Annotated in this window: 24 protein-coding genes; 12 read left to right on the plus strand and 12 right to left on the minus strand. The window is 66.0% G+C overall.

Annotated features, from left to right (window positions below; all coding sequences use genetic code 11):
- Nucleotides 1-37: 37 nt before the first annotated feature.
- Nucleotides 38-361, minus strand: a complete 324-nt coding sequence (locus ACQR1X_RS32010) for a 2Fe-2S iron-sulfur cluster-binding protein (RefSeq protein WP_315801621.1) — start codon at nucleotides 359-361, stop codon at nucleotides 38-40.
- An 8-nt stretch (nucleotides 362-369) separates the two neighbouring features.
- A complete protein-coding gene (locus ACQR1X_RS32015; protein ID WP_434900317.1) occupies nucleotides 370-1605 on the minus strand; it encodes a cytochrome P450 in 1236 nt (411 codons plus the stop codon).
- Between the two features lie 77 nt (nucleotides 1606-1682).
- On the opposite strand from ACQR1X_RS32015, the gene ACQR1X_RS32020 reads away from it, so the two are divergent.
- The 3 genes from ACQR1X_RS32020 to atzF all read left to right on the plus strand — a co-directional run bounded on the left by ACQR1X_RS32020 (nucleotide 1683) and on the right by atzF (nucleotide 5073).
- Nucleotides 1683-2189, plus strand: coding sequence for a MarR family winged helix-turn-helix transcriptional regulator (locus ACQR1X_RS32020; protein ID WP_434900318.1), 507 nt, complete (start codon nucleotides 1683-1685; stop codon nucleotides 2187-2189).
- Between the two features lie 306 nt (nucleotides 2190-2495).
- On the plus strand, nucleotides 2496-3038 hold the full coding sequence (locus ACQR1X_RS32025) for a DUF805 domain-containing protein (RefSeq protein WP_434900319.1): 543 nt from the start codon (nucleotides 2496-2498) through the stop codon (nucleotides 3036-3038).
- Between the two features lie 247 nt (nucleotides 3039-3285).
- Entirely contained in the window at nucleotides 3286-5073 is a 1788-nt protein-coding gene (atzF, locus tag ACQR1X_RS32030; protein ID WP_434900320.1) for an allophanate hydrolase, read from the plus strand.
- 175 nt (nucleotides 5074-5248) lie between these two features.
- On the opposite strand, the gene ACQR1X_RS32035 is transcribed toward atzF, so the two are convergent.
- The 10 genes from ACQR1X_RS32035 to ugpB form a co-directional block, all read right to left on the minus strand.
- Nucleotides 5249-5980, minus strand: coding sequence for a GntR family transcriptional regulator (locus ACQR1X_RS32035; protein ID WP_315801626.1), 732 nt, complete (start codon nucleotides 5978-5980; stop codon nucleotides 5249-5251).
- Nucleotides 5981-5982: 2 nt separating this feature from the next.
- On the minus strand, nucleotides 5983-6375 hold the full coding sequence (hpxZ, locus tag ACQR1X_RS32040; protein WP_315801627.1) for an oxalurate catabolism protein HpxZ: 393 nt from the start codon (nucleotides 6373-6375) through the stop codon (nucleotides 5983-5985).
- On the minus strand, nucleotides 6356-7756 hold the full coding sequence (locus ACQR1X_RS32045) for an AtzE family amidohydrolase (RefSeq protein ID WP_434900321.1): 1401 nt from the start codon (nucleotides 7754-7756) through the stop codon (nucleotides 6356-6358). Before ACQR1X_RS32045 ends, hpxZ begins: the two co-directional genes overlap by 20 nt.
- A 10-nt stretch (nucleotides 7757-7766) precedes the next feature.
- Nucleotides 7767-7946 carry a DUF4089 domain-containing protein gene (locus ACQR1X_RS32050; RefSeq protein WP_315801629.1) on the minus strand — a complete coding sequence of 60 codons (180 nt, stop codon included), beginning with the start codon at nucleotides 7944-7946 and terminating at the stop codon, nucleotides 7767-7769.
- A gap of 26 nt (nucleotides 7947-7972) precedes the next feature.
- Complete coding sequence (locus tag ACQR1X_RS32055; protein ID WP_434900322.1) at nucleotides 7973-9787, minus strand: dipeptide ABC transporter ATP-binding protein; 1815 nt, start codon at nucleotides 9785-9787, stop codon at nucleotides 7973-7975.
- Between the two features lie 177 nt (nucleotides 9788-9964).
- On the minus strand, nucleotides 9965-10864 hold the full coding sequence (locus tag ACQR1X_RS32060; RefSeq protein ID WP_315801631.1) for an ABC transporter permease: 900 nt from the start codon (nucleotides 10862-10864) through the stop codon (nucleotides 9965-9967).
- A complete protein-coding gene (locus ACQR1X_RS32065) occupies nucleotides 10861-11874 on the minus strand; it encodes an ABC transporter permease (protein ID WP_434900323.1) in 1014 nt (337 codons plus the stop codon). Before ACQR1X_RS32065 ends, ACQR1X_RS32060 begins: the two co-directional genes overlap by 4 nt.
- A gap of 196 nt (nucleotides 11875-12070) precedes the next feature.
- The gene (locus ACQR1X_RS32070) at nucleotides 12071-13693 is read right to left on the minus strand and encodes an ABC transporter substrate-binding protein (RefSeq protein ID WP_434900324.1); all 1623 of its coding nucleotides are present in this window, start codon (nucleotides 13691-13693) and stop codon (nucleotides 12071-12073) included.
- Between the two features lie 213 nt (nucleotides 13694-13906).
- A complete protein-coding gene (locus tag ACQR1X_RS32075; protein ID WP_434900325.1) occupies nucleotides 13907-14860 on the minus strand; it encodes an aminoglycoside phosphotransferase family protein in 954 nt (317 codons plus the stop codon).
- A gap of 27 nt (nucleotides 14861-14887) precedes the next feature.
- Nucleotides 14888-16213 carry a sn-glycerol-3-phosphate ABC transporter substrate-binding protein UgpB gene (gene ugpB, locus ACQR1X_RS32080; RefSeq protein ID WP_434900326.1) on the minus strand — a complete coding sequence of 442 codons (1326 nt, stop codon included), beginning with the start codon at nucleotides 16211-16213 and terminating at the stop codon, nucleotides 14888-14890.
- A gap of 518 nt (nucleotides 16214-16731) precedes the next feature.
- On the opposite strand from ugpB, the gene ACQR1X_RS32085 reads away from it, so the two are divergent.
- The 9 genes from ACQR1X_RS32085 to ACQR1X_RS32125 all read left to right on the plus strand — a co-directional run bounded on the left by ACQR1X_RS32085 (nucleotide 16732) and on the right by ACQR1X_RS32125 (nucleotide 26732).
- Nucleotides 16732-18717, plus strand: coding sequence for an ATP-binding protein (locus tag ACQR1X_RS32085; RefSeq protein ID WP_434900328.1), 1986 nt, complete (start codon nucleotides 16732-16734; stop codon nucleotides 18715-18717).
- Nucleotides 18687-20432 carry an ATP-binding response regulator gene (locus ACQR1X_RS32090; protein ID WP_316182052.1) on the plus strand — a complete coding sequence of 582 codons (1746 nt, stop codon included), beginning with the start codon at nucleotides 18687-18689 and terminating at the stop codon, nucleotides 20430-20432. Before ACQR1X_RS32085 ends, ACQR1X_RS32090 begins: the two co-directional genes overlap by 31 nt.
- Nucleotides 20429-21172, plus strand: a complete 744-nt coding sequence (locus tag ACQR1X_RS32095) for a response regulator (RefSeq protein ID WP_315801637.1) — start codon at nucleotides 20429-20431, stop codon at nucleotides 21170-21172. The genes ACQR1X_RS32090 and ACQR1X_RS32095 overlap by 4 nt, the downstream gene beginning before the upstream one ends.
- Nucleotides 21173-21403: 231 nt before the next feature.
- Nucleotides 21404-22015, plus strand: a complete 612-nt coding sequence (locus ACQR1X_RS32100) for a sigma-70 family RNA polymerase sigma factor (RefSeq protein WP_315801638.1) — start codon at nucleotides 21404-21406, stop codon at nucleotides 22013-22015.
- A gap of 369 nt (nucleotides 22016-22384) precedes the next feature.
- On the plus strand, nucleotides 22385-23791 hold the full coding sequence (locus tag ACQR1X_RS32105; protein ID WP_315801639.1) for a cytochrome ubiquinol oxidase subunit I: 1407 nt from the start codon (nucleotides 22385-22387) through the stop codon (nucleotides 23789-23791).
- Entirely contained in the window at nucleotides 23788-24798 is a 1011-nt protein-coding gene (gene cydB, locus ACQR1X_RS32110) for a cytochrome d ubiquinol oxidase subunit II (RefSeq protein WP_434891645.1), read from the plus strand. Before ACQR1X_RS32105 ends, cydB begins: the two co-directional genes overlap by 4 nt.
- The gene (locus tag ACQR1X_RS32115) at nucleotides 24798-24923 is read left to right on the plus strand and encodes a DUF2474 family protein (protein ID WP_315801641.1); all 126 of its coding nucleotides are present in this window, start codon (nucleotides 24798-24800) and stop codon (nucleotides 24921-24923) included. The genes cydB and ACQR1X_RS32115 overlap by 1 nt, the downstream gene beginning before the upstream one ends.
- A 111-nt stretch (nucleotides 24924-25034) precedes the next feature.
- Nucleotides 25035-25628 carry a L,D-transpeptidase gene (locus tag ACQR1X_RS32120; RefSeq protein WP_315717095.1) on the plus strand — a complete coding sequence of 198 codons (594 nt, stop codon included), beginning with the start codon at nucleotides 25035-25037 and terminating at the stop codon, nucleotides 25626-25628.
- 66 nt (nucleotides 25629-25694) lie between these two features.
- Nucleotides 25695-26732, plus strand: coding sequence for an amino acid ABC transporter substrate-binding protein (locus ACQR1X_RS32125; RefSeq protein ID WP_434900327.1), 1038 nt, complete (start codon nucleotides 25695-25697; stop codon nucleotides 26730-26732).
- Nucleotides 26733-26896 lie beyond the last annotated feature (164 nt).

The raw sequence follows: 26896 nt of genomic DNA on the forward strand, positions 1-26896 counted from the left end.
CCCCATGTGTTGCTTGTTTTGATTGTTGTCGAAGCCGTCAGCTCTGCTTGTCCGGGATACGCACGACCAGACCGGCCAGCGCCGGCTGCACCTTGATCTGGCAGGACAGGCGGCTGTTCGGCAGCCGCTCCGCCGCCGTGCCATCGAGCAGCGCATCCTCGTCGTCGGAGACCGGATCGAGCCTCGCTGTCCAGGCGTCGTCGACATAGACGTGGCAGGTGGCGCAGACGGCATTGCCGCCGCATTCGGCGACGATGCCATCGATGCCGTGGGTCAGCGCCGCGAGCATGACGCTGGCGCCGTCCTCGGCCTCCACGCTTTCGCTGCGGTTGTCGGGGTGAAGGAAAGTGATCGTCGTCATGGCATGACTCAGGCTGGAGTGCAGGCTGGAGTGAACGTCACCGGCAGGCTCTCCAGCCCGCGCAGCGTGTTGTTGTAGCGGCGCTTCGGCTGGCCGCTCATCGTGATGCTCCCGACCTTGCGCGCAAGCGCCGTCAGCACCGCCTCGCCTTCGAGCCGTGCGACGAGCTGGCCGACGCACATGTGGATGCCCGAGCCGAAGCCGACATGGCCGGAGACTTTTCGGGTGACGTCGTAGGCGTCGGGCTGCTCCCAGCGGCGCGGGTCGCGATTGGCGCTACCTAAGAACATCAGCACCTTCTCGCCTTCGGGGATCGTGACGCCGCCGAGTTCGACATCACGCGTGGTGGTGCGGAAGAAGGTCTGCACCGGGCTTTCGAAACGTACGGCCTCCTCGAACGCGTTGCGCGCCAGCGACGGATCGGCGCGCAGCCGCGCCCATTGGTCGGGGAAGCGCGCCAGGCAATACACCGCGGCGCCGATGCCGTAGACGGTGGTGTCGAGGCCGGCCGAGAGCAGCGAGCGCACCAGCAATGGCGCCTCGGCCGGCGTGATCTCGCCGCTGTCACTGAAGGCGTGGATGCAGGAACCGAAGCCGCCGGGCGCGAGATTGTCGCGCTGGCACTGCTCCGTGACATAGGCCTGATGCGGCGCCGAGCGCTCGATCGCCTGCTGGCGCAGCTCATTCGGCGGCCCGAAGGCGTTGAACACCAGGCTCGCATAGGGGATGAGATGCCCGCGCCCCTCCGGCTTCAGCCCGAGCGCATCGGGGAACACCGACAAAGGGTAGGCTTCGGCGAGATCCGGAATCGCGTCGAAGGTGCCGCGCGCCACGAGTTCGTCGATCCTGGCCTCGGCCGCCGCCATGAAGCCGTCGCGCAGCCGCTTCATGACGGCCGGCGACAGCACCTTGCTCAGCACCGCGCGGGTGCGCGTATGCGCTGGCGGATCCGCCTCGAGGATCAGGCTCGGCGGCCGCCACGGCTTTTCCTTGGCGAAGTCGCTCAGGCCCACGCCGCGGCTGGAGCAGAACGTCTGGGGATCGTTGAGGACGGCGTAGACCTCGGCATAGCGGGCGACGCCGTAGACGTTCCATGCGTCCAGATGAACGACGGGGCCGGCCTCGCGCATCTCCTGATGCGCCGGATAGGGATCGTCGAAGAATTCATGCGAGAACGGGTCGATGGCGAGGTGCGGGATCGCCGGCGCCCCGCCGGCAGCGGGGGAAAGACCTGTTGGGTTCATGCGGAGCTCCCGAAGTTTGGCCTTGTCATGCGGCTTTTCCTATCCGTATGAGTGGCGATGCATAGACGCTGGGGATCATGAGCGAGAAATCCGGGACGCCGCGCAAAGCACCGCCGCGCGAGCCTGAGGGGCACGGCCTCACGCTCGATCTCGACCGCTATGTGCCGGCCTTCATCACCTTCATCGCCAACAAGCTGTCGAACAGCGCCACAGCGTTCTATCAGGGCAATTTCGGCGTCAACGTCACCGAATGGCGGATCATGTCGCTGCTGGCGATCGAGCCGGGCATCCCGGCCTCGCGCATCTGCAGCGTGATCGGCTTCGACAAGGGGCCGGTCAGCCGCACCCTGGCGCTGATGAAGGGCCGCGGCCTGATCGCGATCCGCAACGATCCGGAGGACGGCCGCAGCCATTCGATCTCGCTCACCGCCAAGGGCCGCGCGACCCACGACAAGGTCATCATCGCCGCGCTCGAGCGCGAGCGGCGCCTGCTGGCCTGCCTCGGCAAGGACGAGCAGGAAGTGCTGATCACGCTGCTGCGCCGGATCCACGACAACCTCGACGCCGTGACCGGCGCGAGCTGATTCCACGCAACGAGACCGACCGACCGACTGAGCGGTTCGACCAGGCGACCAATTCGCGCGCAGGCGAGCGGCCACGCCTGCGGCGAGCAGGCTGCGCATGACGTTTCCATCCCTGATTTGCGGCGCAGGCATCCCACACCGTAGTTCTTCATGGCCTCGATCGTTTCATAGAATAGTTGCTTTGGCAACCATAAACTTGCCGACGCCGTCCGCCGCTGCGTGATGCCTCAACTTTTAGCCATCCTCGAAGGCGGCCGGAAATCCCGCGCTGCTATGACCTGATCGGGCGGCAGGCGGGAGAGGCGGATGTTGGGATTCATCTTCGGTTTCAATATGCGCCTTGGGCGCCTGCACTATTTCCTCGCCTCGCTCGGTCTCGGCGCTGTCTTCGTCGTTCTGGCGATCGTGATGGCCGTCGGGCTTGCGGCTGTGAGCCCGCAGAGCTCCGCTCTGGCGATCAGCTGGCCGATCATCGCGATGATCGGCTTGTTCCTGACTGCGAATCTGATGCTGCAGGCGATGCGCTTTCGCGACATCGGCTGGGACCCGGTCTGCGTGATCCCGGCCTGGATCGCCGTCATGGTCCTGGACTACGTGGTGGCCGGCCGGTTTCCCGAATACGCGGCGACGTCATCGCATCACGGCACCTGGGTGGGCGCGCTGATCAATCTCGGCCTGAGCGTTGCGCTGCTGTTCTTCCCGAGCGGAGCTGACGACGCACCATCGTCGGGGGCCACCGTGAGCCGACCGCCGCCTGCAACGTTCCGGTCAGCCCGCGGCGCCGGCTCGGCCACGGAGGCACGGCTCGCGCGCATCACCGGCGGGGAGGCCGAACGACGCGGATACTAGGTGGCGGGGGCGCCCAATCTGCTCATCTATTAGGCAAATCGCCTTCGGCTACCGCGTCCGATCGCCCGACGGCTTGTCGGACGTCACACCAACCCACTGACTTTCAAGATTTTTCCTTTATCTGGCCGGCATTCCGGCCGTGTACACAATGGCACATGGCTTGCTACGTTCGCAGCAGGATTGGCGAAGCGGAGCGCAATGGAATGGCAGGCCAGAGTCGGGGCTCGGACGAGACGCGGAGCGCCGCGTGACCGAGACCATTGCCGAGATCGTCGCCGCCCATCGCGCCGGCCTGACAGCGCCAAGCGACACGATCGCGCGCTACTACGCCCGGATTCGCGCGCACAACGACCCCGCCATCTTCATCAGCCTGCGCGGCGAAGAGGACGCGCTCGCGGAGGCCGAAGCCCTCGCCGACAAGGACAGATCGCTGCCGCTCTACGGCGTGCCTGTCGCGGTGAAGGACAACATCGACGTGGCGGGCCTGCCGACCACCGCCGCCTGCCCGGCCTTCGCGTACACGCCATCTCGCGATTCCACCGCGGTGGCGCGGCTGCGCGCGGCCGGCGCGATCATCGTCGGCAAGACCAATCTCGACCAGTTCGCCACCGGCCTCGTCGGCGTGCGCTCGCCCTATGGCATTCCGAAGAACCCGGTGCGCGCCGATCTCGTGCCGGGCGGATCGAGCTCCGGCTCTGCCGTGGCCGTCTCGGCCGGTCTCGTGCCGCTGTCGCTCGGAACGGATACGGCGGGCTCCGGCCGCGTGCCGGCGATGCTCAACAACATCGTCGGGCTGAAGCCGAGTCTGGGCATGATCTCGACCACGGGCCTCGTGCCGGCGTGCCGCACGCTCGACTGCATCTCGGTGTTCTCGCTCACGGTCGACGACGCGGTCGCGGCGCTGTCGGTGATGGCAGCGCCCGATCCGCTCGATCCGTTTTCGCGCGACCGCCCCGTGGCCGCTGTGACGGCCTTTCCGAAGGGCGTGAAGCTCGGCATTCCCCGTTCGGGCCAGTTGATCTTCTTCGGCGACAAGGCCGCCGAAGCAGCCTATGCCGCCGCGGCCGCACGCTTCGCCAAGCTCGGCGCCGAGCTCGTCGAATTCGACCTCGAGCCGTTCTATGAGACCGCGCGGCTGCTTTACGAAGGCCCGTGGGTGGCCGAGCGCTATCTCGTGATCCGCGATCTTCTCGCCTCCGATCCCGACGCGATCCATCCAGTGACGCGCGAGATCACCATCGGCGGCGCGCGCGGCAGCGCGGCCGACACGTTTGCCGCGCTGTATCGTCTGCAGGGGCTGCGGAAGGTGGCGGAGCGCACGTTCGCAGACGTCGACGCGCTGGTGCTGCCGACGGCGCCGACCGCCTACACCACCGCGGACGTGCTCGCCAACCCGATCGAGCTCAACAGCCGGCTCGGCACCTACACCAATTTCGTCAACCTGCTCGATCTTTGCGGGCTCGCCGTGCCTGCCGCCATGCGCAGCGACGGCATTCCGTTCGGCGTCACGCTGCTCGCGCCGGCCGGGCGCGATGCGGCGCTCGCCAGCCTCGGGCGCGCCTTTCATGCCGACACGGCGCTGCCGGTCGGCGCCAAGTCGATCCCGCTGCCGCCGCTCGCGCCTGTGTCACCGTCACTGCATGGCGACGAGATCGCCATCGTCGTCGTCGGCGCGCATCTCTCGGGCATGGCGTTGAACCACGAACTGACCAGCCTCGGCGGGCGTCTGCTCGAGGCGACGACCACCGCGCCGGACTACAAGCTCTATGCGCTGTCGACCACGCCGCCCAAGCCCGGCATGCTGCGCATCGACGATGGCAAGGGCAGCGCCATGGCGGTCGAGATCTGGGCGCTGTCGGCCGCCGGCTTCGGCCAATTCGTCAACCTGATCCCGCCGCCACTGTCGATCGGCACCATCCGGCTGGCGGATGGCCGCACCGCCAAAGGATTCCTCGTCGAGCCCGCCGCGCTCGGTGGTGCGCGCGACATCTCCGAGTTCGGCGGCTGGCGCGCGTATATGGCGCAGAAGGACTGACGGCTCCACGCGCAAAATCGTAGGGTGGGCAAAGGCGCGTTCACACGCTCTCGCCGAGCGAGATAGCAGCGGCGCCGTGCCCACCATGCCGCTGGTGATCAGCTCGCCGTGGGACGGTGGGCACGCTGCCGCCGAACGGCGGCTGCTTTGCCCACCCTACCGCTCGAACGAAAACCTACACCGACACCGCGTAGATCTCGTATTCGCCGCGCACCAGCTCGATATGGGCACGCATCGCGTTCGCCGCGCCGGCCTTGTCGCCGCGCAGGATGGCGACGACAACGCGGTCGTGCTCGGCATGCGACTTGGCAAGGCGGCCGAGATTGCGGAACTGAGCGCGGCGAAACGGCTGCACCCGCACCCGCGTCGCCAGGGTGATCTCGGCGATGTAGGCATTGTGCGCGCCGGCATAGATCGCGTTGTGGAAGCGCTCGTTCACCTCGTGGAAGCGCTCGGGATTGCCGGCGTGGCTGAGATTGCGCAGCTCCTCGTGGATGGCTTCCAGCCGCTGCCGCTCGACCGGCGTCATGCGCTGCGCCGCGAGACCGGCGCACAGGCCCTCGAGCTCGGCCATCGCCTCGAACATGCCGGTGAGGCGGTCGGCCGAGGGCCGCGCCACGACGGCGCCGCGATGCGCACGCGCCTCGATCAGCCCGGACGTCGCCAATTGACGCAGCGCCTCGCGCACCGGCGTGCGCGAGACGTTGAAGCGCTTGGCGATCTCGGTCTCGTCCAGCGGCGCCCCCGGCGCCAGCGCGCCGCGCACGATATCGTCGGCGAGTTGCAGGCGCAGCTCCTCCGCGCGCGTGATCTTCGCGACCGCGGGCGGCGCGCGGTCGATGCGCTTGATCTCGGACTCGCGGGCGGGCCGCTGGCGCGTTCGCGGCGGTAGATCGTCCAGGCTCATCTTCAGCCGCCCTTTGCTTCGTCGATGATGCTGACATGGGCGGCGACGATCTTCCAGCCTTCCGGAAACCGGACCCAGGTCTGCATCTGGCGTCCGACCTTGCCGGGCGCGGTGTCACGATAGAACAGCGTCGAGGCAACCGCAGCGTCACGGCCGTAGGTGGTGATCACGGTGCGCGCGGTCCGCCGCATCAGTCCAGCCGGCGAGCGCGCGGCGCGAAACGCCGCGATCTCGCTGTAGCCGTAGAGGTTCTCGCCGATGCCGTAGCGCAGCGTGCGGGAGTCCTGCTTGAACAGCTCGTCGAGCACGGCGACGTCGTTGCGGACCAGCGCCTGTTCATAGCGCTGGAACTGCGCGGTGACTTCCGCGACGACGTCAGGCAGATCGACTTCCATTCTCCAGAACTCCTCTCGGGGCCGGCGCAGCGGCGACGCCAAGCTGTTGCAAGGCGTGGGCCACACGCAATGCGACATGTTCGCACCAGGGCGCCGCGATGATCTGCACGCCGATGGGCATCGGCTCGAGCGGAATCGGAACGGCGACGACGGGGAGCCCGATGAACGAGATCGGCTGCGTGTGAATGCCGATATTGGCGCGCACCGGCAGCTCGACGCCGTCGAGCACGAAGGTCGCCTGCCCGAGCCTGGGCGCAACGCAGGGCGTTGCGGGCGCGATCAGCACGTCGACAGACTTGAAGAGTTCGAGCACCTTGCCGCGATACCAGCGGCGGAATTTCTGCGCGCGGTCCACCATCGGCGCCGGAATCATCGCACCCGCCATCAGGCGGTCGCGCACCGCCGGATCGAAATCACCCGCGCGCGTGCGCAGCCGGTCGAGATGCAGCGAGGCGCCCTCGGTGGTGCTGATGACATAAGCCGCGGCGCGGGCGCGCGCCGCTTCGGGCACCTCGACCACCTCGGTGACCTCTAGCGCAGCCGCGACACGAGCGACCGCTTCGGCGGCTTCAGGAAACAGATTCGTCTGGAAGTGCCCTCCGGCAAGGGCGATGCGCAGACTGCCGATGCCTTGCGAGAGCTGGCCGGAGACCGGCTCCGGCGCACGCGCGGTGCACGCGGCGTCGTCCGCATCTGGCCCCTGCATCACGTCATAGGCGAGCGCGAGATCCTCGACCGAGCGTGCGAACGGACCGAGATGATCCAGGCTCATGACGAACGGAAACGAGCGCGCCCGCGACAGCCGGCCGTAGGTCGGCTTGAGGCCGAAGATGCCGCAGAACGACGACGGCACGCGGATCGAGCCGTTGGTATCGGAGCCGAGCGCAATCGGCACCAGGCCGCCGCCGACAGCGCTGCCCGAGCCGCCGGACGAACCGCCGCTCATCCGCGTCGGATCGTGCGGATTGCGCGACGGACCGTCATGGACGTTCTCGCCGGTGAAGTCGTAGGCGTATTCGCCCATGTTCAGCGCACCGACCAGGACGGCGCCGGCGGCTTCCATGCGCGCGATCAGCGTCGCATCGCGTGTCGCCGGGGTGCGATCGCGGTTGATCCTGGAGCCGGCGCGGGTCGGCAGCCCCTCGACATCGAACAGGTTCTTCACCGCGAACGGCACGCCGGCGAGCGGACCAACCGGCTTCCCGGCCGCAATGTCGGCATCCACGGCGCGGGCCTTCGCGAGCGCCCGCTCGGCGGTGACGTCGGTAAACGAATTGAGCACACCATCGCGGGCCATGATCCGCGCCAGCGCGGCGTCGGTCGCCTCGACGGCGGTGAGCTTGCCGGCGGCGACCGCGGCGGCGACGGCGCTCGCGGTCATCTCGGGAGAACTAAGCGGTGAAGACACTGGCAGGCTCGGCTTCGTCAGGCAGGGAGAATTCGTCGACCAGCTTCGCCATCCTCAGCGAGACCTCGAGATTGGCCCGGATCGCCGGGCGCCACGCGTCCTCGATCGGCAGGGCCAATGCACGCCCGACTGCGTCGATGTAGTCGTCCAATGGCTCCGCCATCAGCTTTTCCCTTCAAGCTTTCACGCTCAATGCGCCGGCAATGGCGGGTGCGGAATCGCCGTCAGCAGCTCCCGCGTATAGGCATCCTGCGGATCACCTAGCACACGTTCGGAGGTGCCCTCCTCGACGATTCGGCCCGACCGCATCACGATCACACGATCGCACAACAGCCGCACCACATTCAAATCATGGGAGACGAACAGATAGCTCATACCTAGCTGCTGCTTGAGGTCCTGCAGCAGATTGAGCACGACCGCCTGCACGGAGACGTCGAGCGCCGCCGTGGGCTCGTCGAGGATGACGAGCTTCGGGTGCAGTGCGATGGCGCGCGCGATGCCGACGCGGGCCTTTTGGCCGCCGGACAATTGATGCGGGAAGCGGTCGAGCAGGTTGAGCGGCAGACCGACCATGGTCGCGAGCTCCTCGCAGCGCGCACGAAGCGCGTCGCGGCCCCTGATATCGCCGAGCTGCAGGACTGGATCGGCGATGGCGCGCGCTGCGGTGAAGCGCGGGTTGAGGCTATCGGTCGGATCCTGGAACACCATCTGGATCCGGCTGCGCAGCGGCAGCCGGGCAAACGCCTGCGGCAGGATGTTGCCGATCTCCTCACCATCGAAGCTGATGCGGCCCGACGTCTGGTCGAGCAGCCGCATCACCATCATCGACGTGGTCGATTTGCCGCAGCCGGATTCGCCGACCAGGCCAACGCTCTCGCCATGACCGACCGTGAAGCTGATGCCGTCGACCGCGCGGAACACCTCCGGCTCGACCGCCGGCCTCCGTCCGAACAGCTTTGACAGTGTCGCGGTAGCGCCCTGGCGCGGATATTCCTTGACCAGCTTGTCGACGAGCAGGAGCGGCCGAACGCTACCCGCACTCCGCTCGCTCTCCCCACTCCGCTCGTCACCCCCGGGCTTGCCCCGGGGGTCCATCGCCTGGAGCGAGTCCTGCGAAGTGGGATGGATGGCCGGGTCAAGCCCGGCCATGACGGAGAGAGTACTAGGCGCCGCCAGCGCCTCCTCCTCCGGCAGCAGATCCCGCAGCGACACGCCGAGGCGCGGCGTCGCGCGCATCAGCTTGCGCGTGTAGGGATGCTGCGGGTTGGCGAAGATGTCGGCGGCCTTGGCGGTCTCGACCACCCGGCCCTTCTCCATCACCACCACGCGATCGCAATAGGCCGCGGCGAGACCGAGATCATGCGTGATCAGGATCGTCGACATGCCCCGGCTCTTGGTGAGCTCGACGACCAGGTCCATCACCGCCTTCTGCGTGGTGACGTCGAGGCCGGTGGTCGGCTCGTCGGCGATCAGGAGCTGCGGGTTGCAGGCCAGCGCCAGCGCGATGACGACGCGCTGGCACATGCCGCCGGACAATTCGAACGGATAGGCGTGGTAGCGCTCGCGCGGGCGCGCGATCTTGACCTGCTCGAGCGCAGCTATGGCCTTCTCGGCGCGATCGGTTGCGGCCGCCTGGGCGTGCTGTTTCAGCACGTCCTCGATCTGCTGGCCCACCTTGCGGATCGGGTTGAGGGCCGCGCGCGGGTTCTGAAAGATCATCGAGATCTCGCGCCCGCGCAGATCGCGCATCGCGCTTTCCTCGGCCGCCCTGACGTCGACGCCGGAGAACATCACCGATCCCTCGGCAATGCGCCCGGCGCGATCGAGGATGCGCATCACCGCATACGACGTCACCGACTTGCCCGAGCCGGACTCGCCGACGATCGCGAGCGTCTCGCCCTTGGCGACGGAGATATCGACATGCTGCACCGCCTTGACGACGCCGCGCCGGGTGGAGAATTCGACCGTGAGATCACGGACGTCGAGCAGCGGCTGGGCGGTCATGTGTGGCTCCGCGTATTCCCATCGTCATGCGCGGGCTTGACCCGCCTGCGGGGCCGAAGCCCCTTCGGCGCGGCGAAGGCCCGCGCATCCATCAGACCGACGAAGTCTCGCTTGAGGGGATGGATTGCCGGGTCAATCCCGGCAGTGACGGAGTTTTGTTGGGACACCCTCATCCCATTACGTCCTGCGCTGCGGATCGACGATGTCGCGCAGGCCATCGCCGAGCAGATTGAAGCAGAACACCGCGATCATCAGCGCAAGGCCCGGAAACAGCGCGATCCACCATTCGCCCGACACCATGAAGGAGGCGCCCTCGGCAACCATGATGCCCCATTCCGCCGTCGGCGGCCGCACACCAAGGCCGATGAAGGACAGGCCGGCGGCATTGAGGATGGCGTAGCCCATGGTCAGCGACATCTGCACGATCATGATCGGCATGATGTTCGGCAGGATGTGGCCGAGCAGGATGCGCATCTCGCTGTTGCCCGACAGCCGCGCCGCCTGCACGAAGCCGGCGTTGCGGCGGACATTGGCCTCGGCCCGAGCGACGCGCGCATAGAGCGGGAAGTTCACGATCGCGGTGGCGATGATGATGTTCTGCACGGTGTTGCCGAGCGCGGCGACGATGCCCATCGCCAGCACGAACAGCGGGAATGCCATGATGGTATCGGCGATCCGGCCGACGATGCGATCGGTCCAGCCGCCGAAGAAGCCGGCGGCGACGCCGGCAAGTCCGCCCATGAAGAACACCAGCGCCACTGATGCGACCGCGATGAAGGTGTCGAGCCGGGTCGCGACCACGACGCGGCTGAAGATGTCGCGGCCGAGCTGATCGGTGCCGAACCAATGCGCCGCCGATGGCGGCTTCAGCGCCGACGCCGTGTCGCTGGCCAACGGATCATACGGCACGATCCACGGGCCGAAGATCGCAGCAAACAGGATCACGACCAGAAGCCCGAAGGCGAAGCCCGTGACCTTGTTCTCGGCCAGCACATAGCGCGTGTGCCCGATCAGGGCCATGAGACCGGAGGTGCGGGCGGAGACAGCGGGCTCGAGGGTCGGCGCGACGGTGCTCATCCTTCCAGCCTCACACGGGGATCGATGACGCCATAGAGAATGTCGATGACGAGGTTCAGGACGACGTACATCACGGCCATCGTCAATACGAAACCCTGCACCGGCGCGAAGTCGGAGGCGATCAGCGCCTCGACCGCGTAGGAGCCGATGCCGGGCCAGGCGAACACCTTCTCCACGAGTACGTTGGCGCCGAGCAGGAAGGAGAACACCATCGACAGCGTGGTGATGACCGGAAGCATGGCGTTGCGGAACGCGTAGGTCACGGTGACGGTCGAGGGCGACAGCCCCGAGGCGCGCGCCGTGCGCACGAATTCCGACGACAGAACCGAGAGCATCGAGGCGCGCGTCATGCGCGCGATCGGCGCCAGCGAGAAGATCGCCAGCGACGCGGCGGGCAGAATCAACTGGCTCAGCGCCGAGCGGAACGCCTCACCGTCACGCGCGATCAGCGTATCGATGAGGTAGAAGCCGGTCACGGGATCCGGCGCGCTATAAAACACGTCGAGCCGGCCGAGCGGCGCCGGCGACCAGCCGAGCCGGAAATAGAACACATACACCAGCACCAGACCGGTGAAGAACACCGGCAGCGAGACGCCCGCGGTCGTGACAATACGGCAGGTATGGTCGATCCACGACCCCGGCCGCGTCGCCGCGAGCACGCCGAGCGGCAGTGCGATCGCGACCGACACCAACAGGCCGAGCAAAGTCAGCTCGGCCGAAGCCGGCAGGCGGTTGCGGATCTCAGTGGCGACCGGCTGGCCCGTGGTCAGCGAACTACCGAGGTCGCCATGGGCGAGATCGACGGTGTAGCGGAAGAACTGCTCGATCAGCGGCTTGTCGAAGCCGAGCTTCTTGCGGATCTGCTCCACCGCCTCCTTGGTAGCGGCAGGTCCGGCAAAGTACGCGGCGGGATCGCCGGGCAAGGCGCGGGTGAGCAGGAAGGTAACGATCACGACGCCGATCAGCGAGGGGATCGCGAACGCGAGGCGCTTGGCGATGAGCATCAGCATGGCCAAGGCCTCGCCGGATTTTCCACCGCTCCCACGGCAATACGCAGTCTGCTCCCTCCCCCCTTGTGGGGGAGGGCTGGGGTGGGGGGTGAGCCGCGGCGGCGGTGGGTGGGGCTACCCCCCTCCCCGCCCCTCCCCCACAAGGGGGAAGGGAGTGAGAGAGCTCGGCTCACATAACCAAGGCAGCTCACGCAGCTCATCCCTTCACCAGCGCGCGATAATCCAGCCGGCGGTGGAACCAGTACTGATAGCCGGAGATGTTCTTCTGCATCGCGACGTTGACGAACGGCTGATACAGCGGGATGCGCGGCACCTCGGCGAAGGCGAGGTCGACGAAGCCCTTCACATCGGCATCATACGTCGCCTTGTCCCCGGCCGCGGCGGCGTCACGCGCGCCGTCGATGAACTTGTCCATCACCGGCGACTTGTAGCTCATCGTGTTGAACACGGAATTGTTGCCGTGATAGCACCAGTAGAAGAAATACTCGGGGTAATCGAGCCAGCCCGAGAAGATGTTGGTGAAGAGCGGCATCTCCTTCTTGTTCAGCTCGGTGCGCCAGTTGGCGCCCGGCACCTTGTTGATCGTGGTCTTGATGCCGAGCTGGGCGAGGCTCTCCTGCACGAGCACGCACAAGGGCTCATTGACCTGCGCGAAATTGAGGTCGAAGGAGATCGTGGTTTCGAAGCCGTTGGCGTAGCCGGCTTCCGCCAGCAACGCCTTGGCCTTCTCCATGTCGGTGAAGTACTTGGTCGGCTGCGGCCACGCCACCTCGGTCGCCTTGTCGGCTGGCGCACCGAACATCGGATTGGCCAGGCCGAACATCACGGCATCGATGATCTTCTGATAGGGCATTGCATAGGCGAGCGCCTGCCGAACCTTGGGATTATCGAACGGCGGCTTGGTCACGTTCATGCCGATATATTGGATACCGTTGGAGATCGGCAATGAGATCACGGTGTGCTTGCCGTTCGACTTCATCTCCTGGAAGTCCTTGTTCGGCAGCTCATAGGAGATGTCGGCATCCCCGCGCTCGAGCAGCGCGCGCCGGTTGCCGGCCTGCGGCACCATGCGCCAGATCACGCGCTTGATCTTGGGCAACGGACCGCACACCCAGTCGTCGTTGCGCTCCATGATCACTTCGGTACCGGCGGTCCACTTCGTCACCCTGTAGGCGCCGGAGCCCGCGGTCTGCTGCTTGGTGTATTCGAGTCCCCACGGATCCTTGTCGGTGGCGTTCTTCTTCACCAGTTCGGAGTTCACGACGCAGGGCACGATGACGGCGAGATCTGGGATCGTCAGCCGATCCTTCTTCAGGAAATCGACCCGCACCGTGTGGTCGTCGACGATGACGAACTGCTCCGGCTTGGTCAGCGAGCCCGCGCTCATCTGGAAAGTCGGAAAGCCGCCGACGCTGACGGCGCGATCGAGCGACCACTTCACGTCCTTGGCGGTGACCGGCGTGCCGTCGTGGAATTTGGCGTTCTTGCGGAGCTTGAAGGTGGCGGACATGTCGCCGATGGTCATGTCCTCGGCCAGCTCGGGCTTGAACTTGTCGCGGTCGTAATACGGCACGCCGCCCGGGCCGCTCTTCATCTCGTGGCTGATCAGGCGGTCGTAGCAATTCCACGAGACCTCATAGCCGGGCACGTTGGTGCCGACGCCGTGGATGTCGAGGTTGTTGGGACCGCCTTCGGACACGATCAGCAGCGTCTCGGACCGCGCATCGGCCTTGGCGGACGACATGATCGCCGGCGCCATTGGCAGCGCGGCTCCCGCAGCCAGACCGGACACGGATTTCAGAAAATCGCGACGCTTCATCAAATGCTCCCACCAGAATACGACCGGCGGGAACGATGATCGCAAGCTTCGTGCCAAGCCTCACGATCGACTAAGCCGTTGAAATTGCGGGTCTCACGACCTCAAACGTCGCGTCACCTCCATGCAGAATTGCATACATAAGTGCGAATTTGCACAAATTATAGTCTCTCAATATGCCATGCGACCGATTTACGCAGGCGGGACACCGGAACATCAGTCCGGCCAGATCAGGGCCTGCAACTGATCGAAGTTGCGGACCCTGCTGGGCCAATCGGGAATGCAGATGTGCCGGACAGGATCGCTGGCCTGATGCAGCAGCATCAAGACCAGCAGCCGCCGCTTCAGCTGCCAGGTGACGTCGGCCGGCGCAAATCCGTATCCCGCGAACAGCGCGCGCGCGCGGTCCGGATGGCCCGCGGCCATGAAGGCGCTCGGCCCGAGCAGGTCGTATTCACCGAAGCCGGCCATGACGTCGCCGAAATCGAACAGACCGCTGATGCGCCAGTCGTCACCATGGCGAGAGACGAGAAAGTTCTCCGGAATGTATTCGCCGGTCAGGATGACGGGCCGTGGGTCCGGAGGCAGCAGCGCGGCGGCGTCGCGCAGGAGATCATCCAGGCCAGCCAGCAGCGCCTCGGGCAGACCGAGCCGCTGATGGCGGGCGCGGCAGCCTGCGAACTGCCCTTGCAGGAAGTCGGACCAGCGCGGGCCGATCGCGAGCAGTTCGCCAGGGGGCACAAGCTGCACCTCCGCAATCAGCTCTCCGACGTCTCTCAGCAAGGATTGCTTCCCGCGCTCGTCGAGCCCGGGCCAGACCTCAGCGGCCGGAATGCCGTCGAGCCGCGTCATGATCAGATAGGTCCAGCCGTCGCGGTCGCCTTCGTGCAGCAACTCGGGCGTGGCGACCTGCTTCAAGCGTCCGGCGAGCACGCGCAGCGTACTCCGCTCGGACAGAAACTGGCGCCGATGGAACGGAGGAAACAGTTTCAGGATCAGCTCGCCGCCGATTCCCGCGACGAGGTTGGTGCCGGCTGCAAAGGGAGTGAGGCCCGGATGCTCGCAACCGTGACGGCGGACGATATCGCGGGCCACCGGCAGCCATGCTGCGACATCAGCGCGAAGGCCGCGCAGCTCGGCGCCCGCAGTGATGTCCGGCAATCGGCCCATCAGTCGCTCACACGTGCAACGCCGTCATCAGCGATCCGGGCTCGCGCGCTCGAACTGCCGCAGCAGACGGTTGCCGCGCTCGACGGCGGCATCGAGCGCCGCCTGCGCCGGTTTGCGGCCGCTGAAGGCCTGCTCCATCTCGTCCTCGATGGAATCACGGATCAGCACGAATGAGCCGAGCCGCAGGCCGCGCGAATTTTCCGTGGGCGGATTGAGCGTCACCTGCTCGATCGAGATCGCCGCGCCTGGATTGCGGTCGTAGAAGCCCTGCGCGCGTGTCAGATCGAAGGCCGCCCGCGTGATCGGCAGATAGCCCGTATTCTGGTGCCAGGCGGCCTGAACATCGGGCCGCGACAGATAGGCGAAGAACTTGGCCACGCCCTTATACTCGGCCGCCGGACGGTCGCGGAGCACCCACAGCGTCGCGCCGCCGATGATCGAATTCTGCGGCGCGCCCGCAATATCGGGCCAGTACGGCATCATGCCGTAGCCGACCTCGAACTTCGAGTTCGCCTTGATGTCGGCGCGCGTCGCCGAAGAGCCGATGAAGATGCCGCACTCGCCCTTCTGGAAACGCGGCTCGGCGGCCTGACCGCGGCCGCCATAGTCGAAGACCTTGCTCTTCTGCCATTCCGCGAGCTGGGCAATGTGCCGAATCACCTGCGGATTGTTGAACGTCAGCACCGCGTCCAGTCCGGCAAAGCCGTTGGCCCGCGTGGCGATCGGCAGATTGTGGAAGGCGGAGAAATTCTCCACGTTGATCCAGGCCGGCCACGACGTCGTGAAGCCGCAGGCAACGCCATTGTCGCGCAGCCGCCGGGCGGCCTTGCCGAGCTCGGGCCAGGTCTTTGGCGCCGCGCCCGGATCGAGCCCGGCCGCGCGAAACTGATCCTTGTTGTAGTAGAGGATGGGCGTGGAGGCGTTGAACGGAAACGACAGCATGTTGCCGTCGGCGTCGGCATAGGTGCCGGCGATGGCGGGCAGATAGGCCGACGGCGAAAAGCTCTCCTGCTCGTCGCGCATCAGCTCGTAGACCGGGTAGATCGCGCCCTTGGCCGCCGTCATCGTCGCGGTCGCGATCTCGTTGACTTGCACGATGGCCGGCTGGCTGCGCGAGCGGAACGCGAAGATGGCCGCCGTCACGGTCTCCGTATAGCTGCCCTTGTAGCTCGGCACGATGCGATAGTCGGACTGCGAAGCATTGAAGTCGGCGGCCAGCCTGTCGACCTGCCTGCCGAGCTCGCCCGACATCGCATGCCACCACACGACCTCGGTCGCGGCCTGGGCCGTGCTTGCACAAACAACCGTCCAGAGCAGGATTGCAGACGAAACAGAACGCCAGAGGACCGTCACCGGGAGCCAACTCCAATTCCATGGATGAATCTGCCTGGGCTGAGATCGCAATCGGACCGAAAATGGGGCCCAGCAACCCAGAGCTGCAACAAACTATCAACAAACCATTGACGCGTATCGCTTTGACGTCAGAATGGACTTATAGCACCTGTTCGGGAGAGCATTGAACCTTTTCACATCCGGGCCGACCTCATCATCAAGGGGAAAGTGTTGCCTGTGTACCGCGCCCATCTTTCGTCGATCTCGAGAGTGGACGTCACGCCGGTGCTGATGCGCGCTGAGGCGGGCGCGCGGTACCGCTCGTCCCTTTTACGCCTCCCGTACTCCGCGGCGCGGTTAAATGCGCCGCAGCATACAAATCCGGGTGCCCGCGGCGGATCGCGCGCAGGCCGGTTCCGTAAGCCCGGTCCGAGGTAGCGATCGTGGCGCGATCCGAGCAGCGGAAATCCGTCGCGCGGCCGCTCAGCCTGGCGGTCCTGGGGCGGGCACGAATCGTGCGCGCGCTGCGGGCGGTTCCGATCCGCTGGCGCATCCTCTCGATCGCCGCGCTGAACTCGGCGGTCGTCATCGTTCTGGCGGCGCTGATCTGGAATGGCGCGACGGTGCTCGGCACGGCCTGGGACGACGTCCGCCAGGTCCGCGAATCCGACAAGGTCCTGGCCCTGCTCGAAAGCGAGACCAGCCGGCTGCATAACCTCATCCATCGCTACATCAATCAGCCGAGCCCGGAGCTGTTCGCCGAGATCCTGCTGCTGCGCGAGGCCGTGCTCGGGACGCTGACGACGCGCGCCTCGACCGACCCGATGCTGTCGGGGTCGGTCGAGGAGCTGGAGCGCGTCACCGTGCGCTTTCTGGACGGCTTCGGCGAGCTGCGCAGCCTGCAGGCGACCATCTCCAAGACCTATGAGGACGAGGTCCTCGGCCCAGCCCGCGACATCGCCGGGCTGTATTCGGTGATCGAAGGTGCGACCGGCCATCGCGACGCGCAGATCTGGCCCTCGCTCGGCAAATCGCGCGAGGCGTTCACCGCCATGCTGGTCGCGGCCAATTCCTACTATCTGTCGCTCGCGCCCGCCTCCGCCGACGACGCGCGCCGCAACACGGAGACGATCGAGAAGACCATTCCGGTGATGTCGAGCCTTGCGGACAATGATCTGCAGCGCCTGGCGCTGCAGCGGCTGTCGGCCCGGACCGCGGCGCTGCGCGCGGGATTCTCCAAGCTCACCGATCAGCTCACCAACCGCACCGAGCTGCTGCGCAACACCATCGATGCGAGCCAGGCCGAGACCATCGGCGCCATCGACGGCCTGTCGGTGAAGATGCGCCAGCACGAGCAGAAGGCGCAGGCGACGTTCGATCGGACGTTGAAGGACATCTCCCGCCGCGTCCTCTCGATCGCGGTGATCTTCCTGGGAGTCATCCTGTCCGCCGGCGTGCTGATCGCCTTGTCGATCCGGCTGCCGCTGCAGCAGATCATGGCCTCGATGCGCGCGATCATGCTGGGCGACTACGACCGCGAGGTCCAAGGCACCGAGGCGCGCGACGAGGTCGGCGCGATGGCCCGCGCCGTCGAGACCTTCCGCGAGAACGCGATCGCCAAGCGCAAGACCGAGGACGAGCTCCGCGCCGCGAAGGAAGAGGCCGAGAGCGCGCTGCTCGAACTCAGCGCCGCACAGCGCAACCTGATCGATGCCGAGCGGCTGGCGGCGCTGGGCGGGCTCGTCGCCGGCGTCGCCCACGAGGTGAACAATCCGATCGGCATCAGTCTGACGGTGGCCTCCAGCTTCGCGCGCCGGGTCGAGATGTTCGAGGCGGCGCTGCGGTCGCCCGAAGGCGGCCTGCGCCGGTCGCAGCTGGAGGAGTTCGTGCGCACCTCGCGCGATGCGTCCGAGCAGCTGGTGGCCAATCTGCAGCGCGCCGGCGAGTTGATCCAGTCGTTCAAGCAGGTCGCGGTCGACCGCTCCCATGCGGAGCGACGGACCTTCGTCCTGAGCGAGGCGACCGATCAGATCATCACCAGCCTCAAGCCGGTGCTCAAGCGCGCGCCGATCACGCTGGCGGTCGACGTCCCCGAAGGGCTCTTCATCGACGGCTATCCCGGGTTCTACGGTCAGATTCTCACCAACCTGTTCCTCAACGCCGTCAACCATGCCTTTGCCGACGGCCGCGCGGGCACCATCTCGATCACGGCGCGGCCGCGCGGCGCGGATGACATCGAGATCATTTTCGCCGATAACGGGGCCGGCATGACCCCCGACGTGCAGCGCCAGGCCTTCGATCCGTTCTTCACGACACGCCGCAACGAAGGGGGAACGGGGCTCGGGCTGCATATCGTCTACAATCTGGTGACGCAGCAGCTTGGCGGCCGCATGATGCTGGAATCCCGCGAGGGACAAGGCACCACCTTTCGGATTATCATGCCGCGGGTCGCCAAGGGCGGCGCCGAGACAGCAATGGGTGACGGAACGACGCAATGGCCGAACAGGACGATGTCCTCCAACTGATCGAGGATACCGGTTTCGACGAGGACGACCGTTCGGCCCGGAAATGGAAGATCGCCGTCATCGACGACGACCATGCCGTGCACGAAGGCACCCGCTTTGCGCTGTCGGACTACAGCCTGAACGGCCAGGGGCTGGAAATCCTCTCCGCCTATTCGGCGGCCGAGGGCCGCGCCCTGATGCGGGAGCACACCGACGTCGCAGCGGTGCTGCTCGACGTCATCATGGAGACCGACGTCGCCGGGCTCGAGCTCGTCGAATACATCCGCAACGAGATCAAGAACGAGACCGTCCGCATCATCCTGCGGACCGGACAGCCCGGCCAGGCGCCGGAGCGGCGCGTCATCGTCCAGTACGACATCAACGACTACAAGGCCAAGACCGAGCTCACCGCCGACAAGCTGTTCACCTCGCTGACGGCAGCGCTGCGCAGCTACCAGCAGCTCGAGCGCATGGTGCAGACAAGGCGCGGCCTGGAGATCATCATCGACGCCGCCTCGACGCTGTATGATTTCAAGTCGATGCAGCGGCTGGCCGAGGGCGTGCTGACCCAGATCGCGTCGCTGCTCAACGTCGATTGCGCCGGGATCCTGGTGCTGCGCGACGACGGCAGCCAGACCGAGGATTTCTCGGTGCTGGCCGGCTCCGGCTGCTACAGCCGCTTCTCCGGCGCCGTCACCTCGCGCTCGCTCGATCCCGACCTGCGCGACATGGTCGAGGCCGCCTTCAGGCAGCGCAGCAACGAATTCGCCGACCATCGCACCGTGCTCTATGTCCGCACCGGCTCGGGGCGCGAGGTCGTGGTGCTGCTGCAGGCGGAGCGGCCGCTGTCCGAGACCGACCGCTCGCTGGTCGAGATCTTCTCCAGCCGGCTGTCGATCGCCTTCGACAACGTGATCCTCTATCAGCAGCTGCATGAGGCCAACACCCAGCTCGAGGACCGCGTCGCCCAGCGCACCCGCGCGCTGATGCAGGCCAACCGGCGGCTGTCGGCGCAATGGCTGCGGCTGCAGCGCGCCAACGGCTTCAAGAACGAGATTCTCGGCACCGTCGCCCATGACCTGAAGAATCCGCTGGGCGTCATTCTCGGCCGCACGGAAATGCTGACCGAGTTGATCGCAACCGGTGCATCCGCCGAGGGCATCACCAGCCAGGTCGGACATATCCGTGATGCCGCCAAGCGGCTGACCTCGATGGTCGACCATCTGATCTCGGATGCGATGGCCGACGCCTTCGACATCACCATCCGCCGCGAGCCGGTCGACATCACAGCCCTGATCCACGAGGTGGTCGAGGCCAACCAGCCGCTCGCCCTCAACAAGCAACAGGTCATCGAGGTCTCGGCGCCGACGCTGCTGTCGACGATGTGCGACATCGACCGGATCCGCGAAGCGATCGACAATCTCTTGAGCAACGCCATCAAGTACAGCCCGATCGGCGGCAGGATCATCGTGAATGCCTCGGACGATGGCGACAACACCATCATCGGCATCACCGACCAGGGCGCTGGCCTCTCGCCGGAGGATCTCGGCCGGCTGTTCGGCCGGTTCCAGCGGCTGTCGGCCAAACCGACCGCGGGCGAGAGCTCGACCGGGCTCGGCCTGTCGATTGTCAAACGCATCGTCGACATGCATGGTGGCGAGGTGACGGCCAGGAGCGAAGGGCCGGGATCCGGATCGACCTTCACCATCACACTGCCGGCGGCCGAATTGTCATGAGTCAGAGCCAGCACATCATCATCGTCGACGACGAGGCGCCCGCCCGCGAAATGGTGGGTGATTACCTCAAGATGCACGGCTTCACCGTGACCTTGTGCGATGGCGGCAAGAGCCTGCGCAGCGCCATCGAAACCGGCCCGGCCGATCTCGTCGTGCTCGACCTCAACATGCCCGAAGAGGACGGACTGTCGATCATCCGCGATCTCAAGGGCCGCACCAACATCCCCGTGATCATGCTGACGGCCACCGCCAGCCCGATCGACCGCGTGGTCGGGCTCGAGCTCGGGGCCGACGATTACGTCGCCAAGCCGTGCGAATTGCGTGAATTGATGGCCCGGATCCGCTCCGTGCTGCGACGCAGCGGTCCAGCCAAGGCTGCGGCGGCCGTCACGGAGACCGCTCCGGCCCAGGCCAAAAACCCGCAATTGGTGCGGTTCGGCACCAAATGGCTGGATCTCGATGCCCAGGCGCTGCGCGACGACGAAGGCAACGAGCATCCGCTGACGGCTTCCGAGTACGGCCTGCTCAAAGTGTTCGCCGCCAACCCGAAGCGGGTGCTGTCGCGCGAGCGGCTGCTGGAGCTCGCCAATGCCCGCGATGCCGAGGCCTTCGACCGCGCCGTGGACCTGCGAATCATGCGGATCCGCCGCAAGATCGAGCCCGATCCGACCAAACCGGCCGTGATCCGGACCATTCGCGGCGGCGGCTACCTGTTCTCCCCGGCCGGCGACAAGGCCTGAAGCGGGCCAGCCGGCGGCAGCCGTAGCGACCTGTTCGCCCGCATTTCGTTCCGCAAATTGGAATAAGGCACAATTCCGCCACGACTGTTTCGCGATGTGCGGCGCGACGAAACATTTCCGCAGGCGCACGAAACCATTTTCCTGTTTTCGTGCAGACGTCCCGAAACGGGCGCTCCTTAACAATCCATCCCGTCGAAACGCCGCAAGGGGGCGGCGGAACGGGAGAGTGCCATGCAGAACGTCGTTGCCATCAATTCCGCAGCCAGCCAGGGCATCATCGCAGCCCAGGCGACCACGGACGACATGCTCCTGGAGAGCATTGCCGATGGCGATCGCACCGCGATGCACACGCTTTATGCGCGCCACAATGTGCGGGTCTATCGCTTCATCCTGCGCATCGTGCGCGACACCACGATCGCCGAGGACCTCGTCAGCCAGGTGTTCCTGGACGTCTGGCGCACCGCCAAGCAGTTCGAGGGCCGCTCGCAGGTGTCGACCTGGCTGCTCTCGATCGCCCGCTTCAAGGCGCTGACCGCACTGCGCCAGCGCCGCTTCGAGGACATCGACCAGGACGAGGTGCGCGAGATCGCCGACGACTCCGACACCCCGGAAACGTCGCTCGAGCGTTCGACGACCAGCGCCATCCTGCGCGCCTGCGTCGCCAAGCTGTCGCCGGCGCATCGCGAGATCATCACCCTGATCTACTACCACGAGAAGTCCGTGGAGGAGGTCGGCCAGATCATCGGCATCCCGCAGAGCACGGTGAAGACCCGCATGTTCTACGCCCGCAAGCACCTCGCCGAACTGCTGCGCGGCGCCGGCGTGCACAGCCTCGCCGCCTGATTCACCTTCATTCTCGTCGGGACCAAGGTCCCGGCGGGTTCCCGTGACGACGACATCGAGAAAATTGCCGAACGAAACAATTGAAACAATCGGCGAAATCACCTGGAAAATTTCGGCCGCTAGAACGTTATCCATCAGCCGAGCCTCAGTCCCCCAGCTGATCTCGGTTTGGAGCGAGCAAATTCAAGGTTACCTCCACCTTCCAAGGTTGCTCCGAAGACCCGGCGGATGCCCCTGCCGGGTCTTCGTCGTTTGGGATCGCTCACGCCGCCAATAGGGCGATTTGACCATTTGATATCGTGCGTTGCCGGTGCAATCTTCCGTCATGGGGCGATGCTACAAGCCCCGTGGCAATGACGGACGGTGCTGATGTTCGGTTTGGATGCGGTTGAGCTGGCGCGCGCGCAGTTCGCCTTCACGGTCACCTTCCACATCATCTTCCCCGCCTTCTCGATCGGGCTCGCGTCCTACCTCGCCGTGCTCGAGGCGCTGTGGCTGTGGACCGGACGCGACGTCTATCTCAACGTCTTCAATTACTGGCTCAAGATCTTCGCCATCGCGTTTGCCATGGGTGTCGTCTCCGGCATCGTGATGTCCTACCAGTTCGGCACCAACTGGTCGGTGTATTCCGACAAGGTCGGCCCGGTGATCGGCCCGCTGATGGCCTATGAGGTGCTGACCGCCTTCTTCCTCGAGGCCGGCTTCCTCGGCGTCATGCTGTTCGGCCTGAAGCGCGTCGGCCCGAAGCTGCATTTCCTCGCCACCCTGATGGTCGCAGTGGGCACGCTGATCTCGGCATTCTGGATCCTCTCGGCCAACTCCTGGATGCAGACGCCGGCCGGCTATGCCGTCAACGCCGACGGCCAGTTCGTCTCGGTCGACTGGCTCGCAGTCATCTTCAACCCGTCCTTCCCCTATCGCCTCGTGCACATGGTGCTCGCGGCCTATCTGACCACCTCGCTCGTGGTCGGCGCCGTCGGCGCCTGGCATCTGCTGCGCAATCCGCACCTGCCGGGCCCGCGCGTGATGTTCTCGATGGCGATGTGGATGGCCGCCCTGGTGGCGCCGCTGCAGATCCTGGTCGGCGATCAGCATGGGCTCAACACGCTCGAGCACCAGCCGGTGAAGATCATGGCCATGGAAGGCCATTTCGAGAGCCACAAGGACGGCGCGCCGCTGTACCTGTTCGGCTGGCCCGACCAGGCCAAGGGCGAGCTGAAATGGGCGCTCGGCATCCCCAAGTTCGGCTCGCTGATCCTCAAGCACCAGATCGACGCTCCGATGGCCGGGCTCGACACCGTGCCGCGGCAGGACTGGCCGCCGGTGCCGATCACGTTCTGGTCGTTCCGCATCATGGTCGGCCTGGGCCTGCTGATGTTGGCGCTCGGCGGGTTCAGCCTGTGGGAGCGCTGGCGCGGCCGGCTGTACATCAACCGCGGCCTGCACCGCTTCGCGATTGCGATGGGACCGGCGGGGTTCATTGCCGTCATGGCCGGCTGGATCACCACCGAGACCGGCCGCCAGCCGTTCACGGTGTACGGGCTGCTGCGCACCGCGGATTCCGTGTCGCCGCTCGCCGCCCCGGCCGTCGGCACGTCGCTGCTCGCCTTCATCGTCGTGTATTTCATCATCTTTGCCGCCGGCGTGATGTACATCCTGCGCCTGATGGCTGAGCCGCCGCATCCCGGCGAGCCGGGCCCGAGCAGCGAGCAGCCGGTCCGCACCGCCGGCATCACGCCGGCCGCCGGTGTCGTGCAGGGAGCCGTCGGATCATGAGCGTCACCGTCGATCTCGCCACCCTCTGGGCGTTCATCATCGCGCTCGCCGTGTTCATCTACGTCGTGATGGACGGCTTCGATCTCGGCTTGGGCATCCTGTTCCCGCTGTTTCCCGGCAGGCAGGACCGCGACGTCATCACCAACACCGTGGCGCCGGTGTGGGACGGCAACGAGACCTGGCTGGTGCTCGGCGGCGGTGGCCTGATGGCCGCGTTCCCGCTCGCTTATGCGATCCTGATGCCCGCGCTGTATGCGCCGCTGATCGCGATGCTGGTCGGCCTGATCTTCCGCGGCGTCGCCTTCGAATTCCGCTGGCGCACCCGCGCCCAGCGCAATCTGTGGGACATCGCCTTTGCCGGCGGCTCCTGGGTCGCGACACTGGCGCAGGGCATCGCGCTCGGCGCCATCCTGCAGGGCGTGCATGTCGAGGGGCGTAACTATGCCGGCGGCTGGTGGGACTGGCTGACGCCGTTCAGCCTGCTCACCGGCGTCTCGCTCGTGATCGGCTATGCGCTGCTCGGCGCCACCTGGCTGATCCTCAAGACCGAGGGCGACCTGCGCGACAAGGCCTACCGCATCAGCTGGGTCCTGCTGTTCGCGATGCTGCTCGCCATTGCCGCCGTCAGCCTGTGGACGCCGCTGCTCACCATTCAATATTCGGACCGCTGGTTCAGGTGGCCGGCGATCATTCTCACCGCGCCGGTGCCGCTCGCCGTCATTGGCGTCACCGTGCTGATGATGAAGAACCTCGCCCAGAAGCGCGATGGCTGGCCGTTCTTTCTCGCGCTCGCGCTGTTCTTGCTGTCCTACGCCGGCCTCGGCATCAGCATGTATCCCTACGTCGTGCCGCAGAGCATCACGATCTGGCAGGCGGCAGCACCCGAACGCAGCCAATTGATCATGCTGCCGGGCGTGCTGGTGCTGGTGCCGCTGATCCTCGGCTACACCGGCTGGGCCTATTGGGTGTTTCGCGGCAAGGTCGGGCACGACAGCGGCTATCATTGATGCCCTCCGAGCAGCCTGCCCCACTCGCGAAGCGCCTCGCCTGGTTCGTTGCGCTGTGGCTCGCCGGCGTGGCGACCGTCGGCGCGGTGGCCTTCCTGCTGCGGCTCTGGATGAAGCTCGGATGACAGCGGGTGCGCCCTGCGCTCACCTTGACTTTGCTGCGAATATGCTCCTGAAATTTGGCGGGTGGATTTGATCGGGCAAGCTTCGCAGGGGTCCGTCGAGGAGAGCTTTGAATGCCGAGTTTCCGTCGCCTGCTGTGTGCGGCCAGCGCCATCATTGCGCTGGCACTGTCCACATCGCATAGTTTTGCCCAGTCCGAGGACCCCGGCGATCAGCCCGGCCTCGTCGCCGATGACGGCTACGAGCTCGATCCCGAATGGCGCAAGCAGGTGGTCTATTTCCGCACCACCGAGCCGCCGGGCACCATCATCGTGTCCACCGCCGAACGCCACCTCTATCTCGTGCAGCCGGGCGGACGTGCCATCCGCTACGGCATCGGCGTCGGCCGTGACGGCTTCCAGTGGCAGGGGCTGCTGTCGATCACCAAGAAGGCCGAGTGGCCGGATTGGACGCCGCCGCCGGAGATGATCCAGCGCCAGCCCTATCTGCCGCGCTTCATGGCCGGCGGCCCCGGCAACCCCTTGGGCGCGCGCGCGATGTATCTGGGCACCACCGTGTACCGCATCCACGGCACCAACCAGCCCTGGACGATCGGCAGCAAGATTTCCTCGGGCTGCTTCCGCCTGGTGAATGCCGATGTCGCCGACCTGTTCGACCGCGTGCCGGTCGGCACCAAGGTCGTGGTGCGGCAGAAGCCGGAACTGTGACGGCGGCGCCCGCCGCCCGACATTCAGCCATCGCTTCGTCCTGACATTTTTTGAAAGAGATTGACCATGCGCACTTTCCGAGGCGGCCTGCTGATCGGGCTCGCCGTCGCCGTCCTCGTCGCGGCGCTCGCCGTCACCTATGAGATGTACGACACCCGCACGCTGAAGCGGACCATCCGCCGCGGCGAGGTGCTGTGCGGCGTCAATGCCGGCCTGCCCGGCTTCTCGATTCCCGATGACAAGGGCAATTGGAGCGGCTTCGACGTCGACTTCTGCCGCGCCGTGGCCGCCGCGATCTTCGACGATCCGAAGAAGGCGAAGTTCGTGCCGCTCGACGCCAGTGAGCGCTTCAAGGAGCTGCAGAGCCGCAAGGTCGACATCCTCTCGCGCAACACCACCTGGTCGATGGCGCGCGAGCAGAACTACGACCTGTATTTCCCCGCAGTCGCCTATTACGACGGCCAGGGCTTCATGGTGCCGCGGTCGCGCAAGCTGGAGACGGCGCTCGACCTCAACGGCAGCAAGGTCTGCGTGCAGGATTCCACCACCAACGCGCTCAACCTCGGCGACTATTTCCGCACCAACAACATGAAGTATGAGGAGGTGAAGTTTTCGAAGCTCGACGACGTCATCAAGGCGTATGACAGCGGCAAGTGCGACACCTTCACCGCCGACGTCTCGCAGCTCTACGCGCTGCGACTGACGCTGTCGAAGCCCGGCGATCACGACATCCTGCCCGACCTGATCTCCAAGGAGCCGCTCGCGCCCGTGGTGCGCCAGCGCGACGACGACTGGATGATGATCGTCAAGTGGACGCTGTACGCGATGATCAATGCCGAGGAGCTCGGCGTCACCTCCAAGAACATCGACGAGGCGCTGAAGTCGAAGAAGCCGGACGTGATGCGGCTGGTCGGCAACGAGGGCAGCTACGGCGGGGACCTCGGGCTGACGAAGGATTGGGCGGCGCGCGTGATCCGTCACGTCGGCAATTACGGCGAGGTCTATGAGCGCAATGTCGGCAGCGAGTCCAAGCTGAAGATCCCGCGCGGCATGAACCAGCTCTGGAACGCCGGCGGCGTCCAGTACGCGCCGCCGATCAGGTAGGAGTTTCCGCCCCCCTCGCCGTCATCGCGAGGAGCAACGCGACGAAGCGATCCAGGATCGTCAGAGAGACTCTGGATTGCTTCGCTTGTGTTTAGCCCGGAGACATAGCTTACACCTGTTCGGGGACATGGTTGACACTTTTGGGGTCACGCAAATCGATCGCT

It is taken from the genome of Bradyrhizobium sp. HKCCYLRH3073 (genome assembly GCF_051167995.1).
Classification (GTDB): Bacteria; Pseudomonadota; Alphaproteobacteria; order Rhizobiales; family Xanthobacteraceae; genus Bradyrhizobium.

What these genes read in the sequence shown, in the direction of transcription:
- ACQR1X_RS32010 (WP_315801621.1), bottom strand. Translation starts at nt 361, where the DNA reads ATGACGACGATCACTTTCCTTCACCCCGACAACCGCAGCGAAAGCGTG.
- ACQR1X_RS32015 (WP_434900317.1), bottom strand. Translation starts at nt 1,605, where the DNA reads ATGAACCCAACAGGTCTTTCCCCCGCTGCCGGCGGGGCGCCGGCGATC.
- ACQR1X_RS32020 (WP_434900318.1), top strand. Translation starts at nt 1,683, where the DNA reads ATGAGCGAGAAATCCGGGACGCCGCGCAAAGCACCGCCGCGCGAGCCT.
- ACQR1X_RS32025 (WP_434900319.1), top strand. Translation starts at nt 2,496, where the DNA reads ATGTTGGGATTCATCTTCGGTTTCAATATGCGCCTTGGGCGCCTGCAC.
- ACQR1X_RS32035 (WP_315801626.1), bottom strand. Translation starts at nt 5,980, where the DNA reads ATGAGCCTGGACGATCTACCGCCGCGAACGCGCCAGCGGCCCGCCCGC.
- hpxZ (WP_315801627.1), bottom strand. Translation starts at nt 6,375, where the DNA reads ATGGAAGTCGATCTGCCTGACGTCGTCGCGGAAGTCACCGCGCAGTTC.
- ACQR1X_RS32045 (WP_434900321.1), bottom strand. Translation starts at nt 7,756, where the DNA reads ATGACCGCGAGCGCCGTCGCCGCCGCGGTCGCCGCCGGCAAGCTCACC.
- ACQR1X_RS32050 (WP_315801629.1), bottom strand. Translation starts at nt 7,946, where the DNA reads ATGGCGGAGCCATTGGACGACTACATCGACGCAGTCGGGCGTGCATTG.
- ACQR1X_RS32055 (WP_434900322.1), bottom strand. Translation starts at nt 9,787, where the DNA reads ATGACCGCCCAGCCGCTGCTCGACGTCCGTGATCTCACGGTCGAATTC.
- ACQR1X_RS32060 (WP_315801631.1), bottom strand. Translation starts at nt 10,864, where the DNA reads ATGAGCACCGTCGCGCCGACCCTCGAGCCCGCTGTCTCCGCCCGCACC.
- ACQR1X_RS32065 (WP_434900323.1), bottom strand. Translation starts at nt 11,874, where the DNA reads ATGCTGATGCTCATCGCCAAGCGCCTCGCGTTCGCGATCCCCTCGCTG.
- ACQR1X_RS32070 (WP_434900324.1), bottom strand. Translation starts at nt 13,693, where the DNA reads ATGAAGCGTCGCGATTTTCTGAAATCCGTGTCCGGTCTGGCTGCGGGA.
- ACQR1X_RS32075 (WP_434900325.1), bottom strand. Translation starts at nt 14,860, where the DNA reads ATGGGCCGATTGCCGGACATCACTGCGGGCGCCGAGCTGCGCGGCCTT.
- ACQR1X_RS32090 (WP_316182052.1), top strand. Translation starts at nt 18,687, where the DNA reads ATGGCCGAACAGGACGATGTCCTCCAACTGATCGAGGATACCGGTTTC.
- ACQR1X_RS32095 (WP_315801637.1), top strand. Translation starts at nt 20,429, where the DNA reads ATGAGTCAGAGCCAGCACATCATCATCGTCGACGACGAGGCGCCCGCC.
- ACQR1X_RS32100 (WP_315801638.1), top strand. Translation starts at nt 21,404, where the DNA reads ATGCAGAACGTCGTTGCCATCAATTCCGCAGCCAGCCAGGGCATCATC.
- ACQR1X_RS32105 (WP_315801639.1), top strand. Translation starts at nt 22,385, where the DNA reads ATGTTCGGTTTGGATGCGGTTGAGCTGGCGCGCGCGCAGTTCGCCTTC.
- cydB (WP_434891645.1), top strand. Translation starts at nt 23,788, where the DNA reads ATGAGCGTCACCGTCGATCTCGCCACCCTCTGGGCGTTCATCATCGCG.
- ACQR1X_RS32115 (WP_315801641.1), top strand. Translation starts at nt 24,798, where the DNA reads ATGCCCTCCGAGCAGCCTGCCCCACTCGCGAAGCGCCTCGCCTGGTTC.
- ACQR1X_RS32120 (WP_315717095.1), top strand. Translation starts at nt 25,035, where the DNA reads ATGCCGAGTTTCCGTCGCCTGCTGTGTGCGGCCAGCGCCATCATTGCG.
- ACQR1X_RS32125 (WP_434900327.1), top strand. Translation starts at nt 25,695, where the DNA reads ATGCGCACTTTCCGAGGCGGCCTGCTGATCGGGCTCGCCGTCGCCGTC.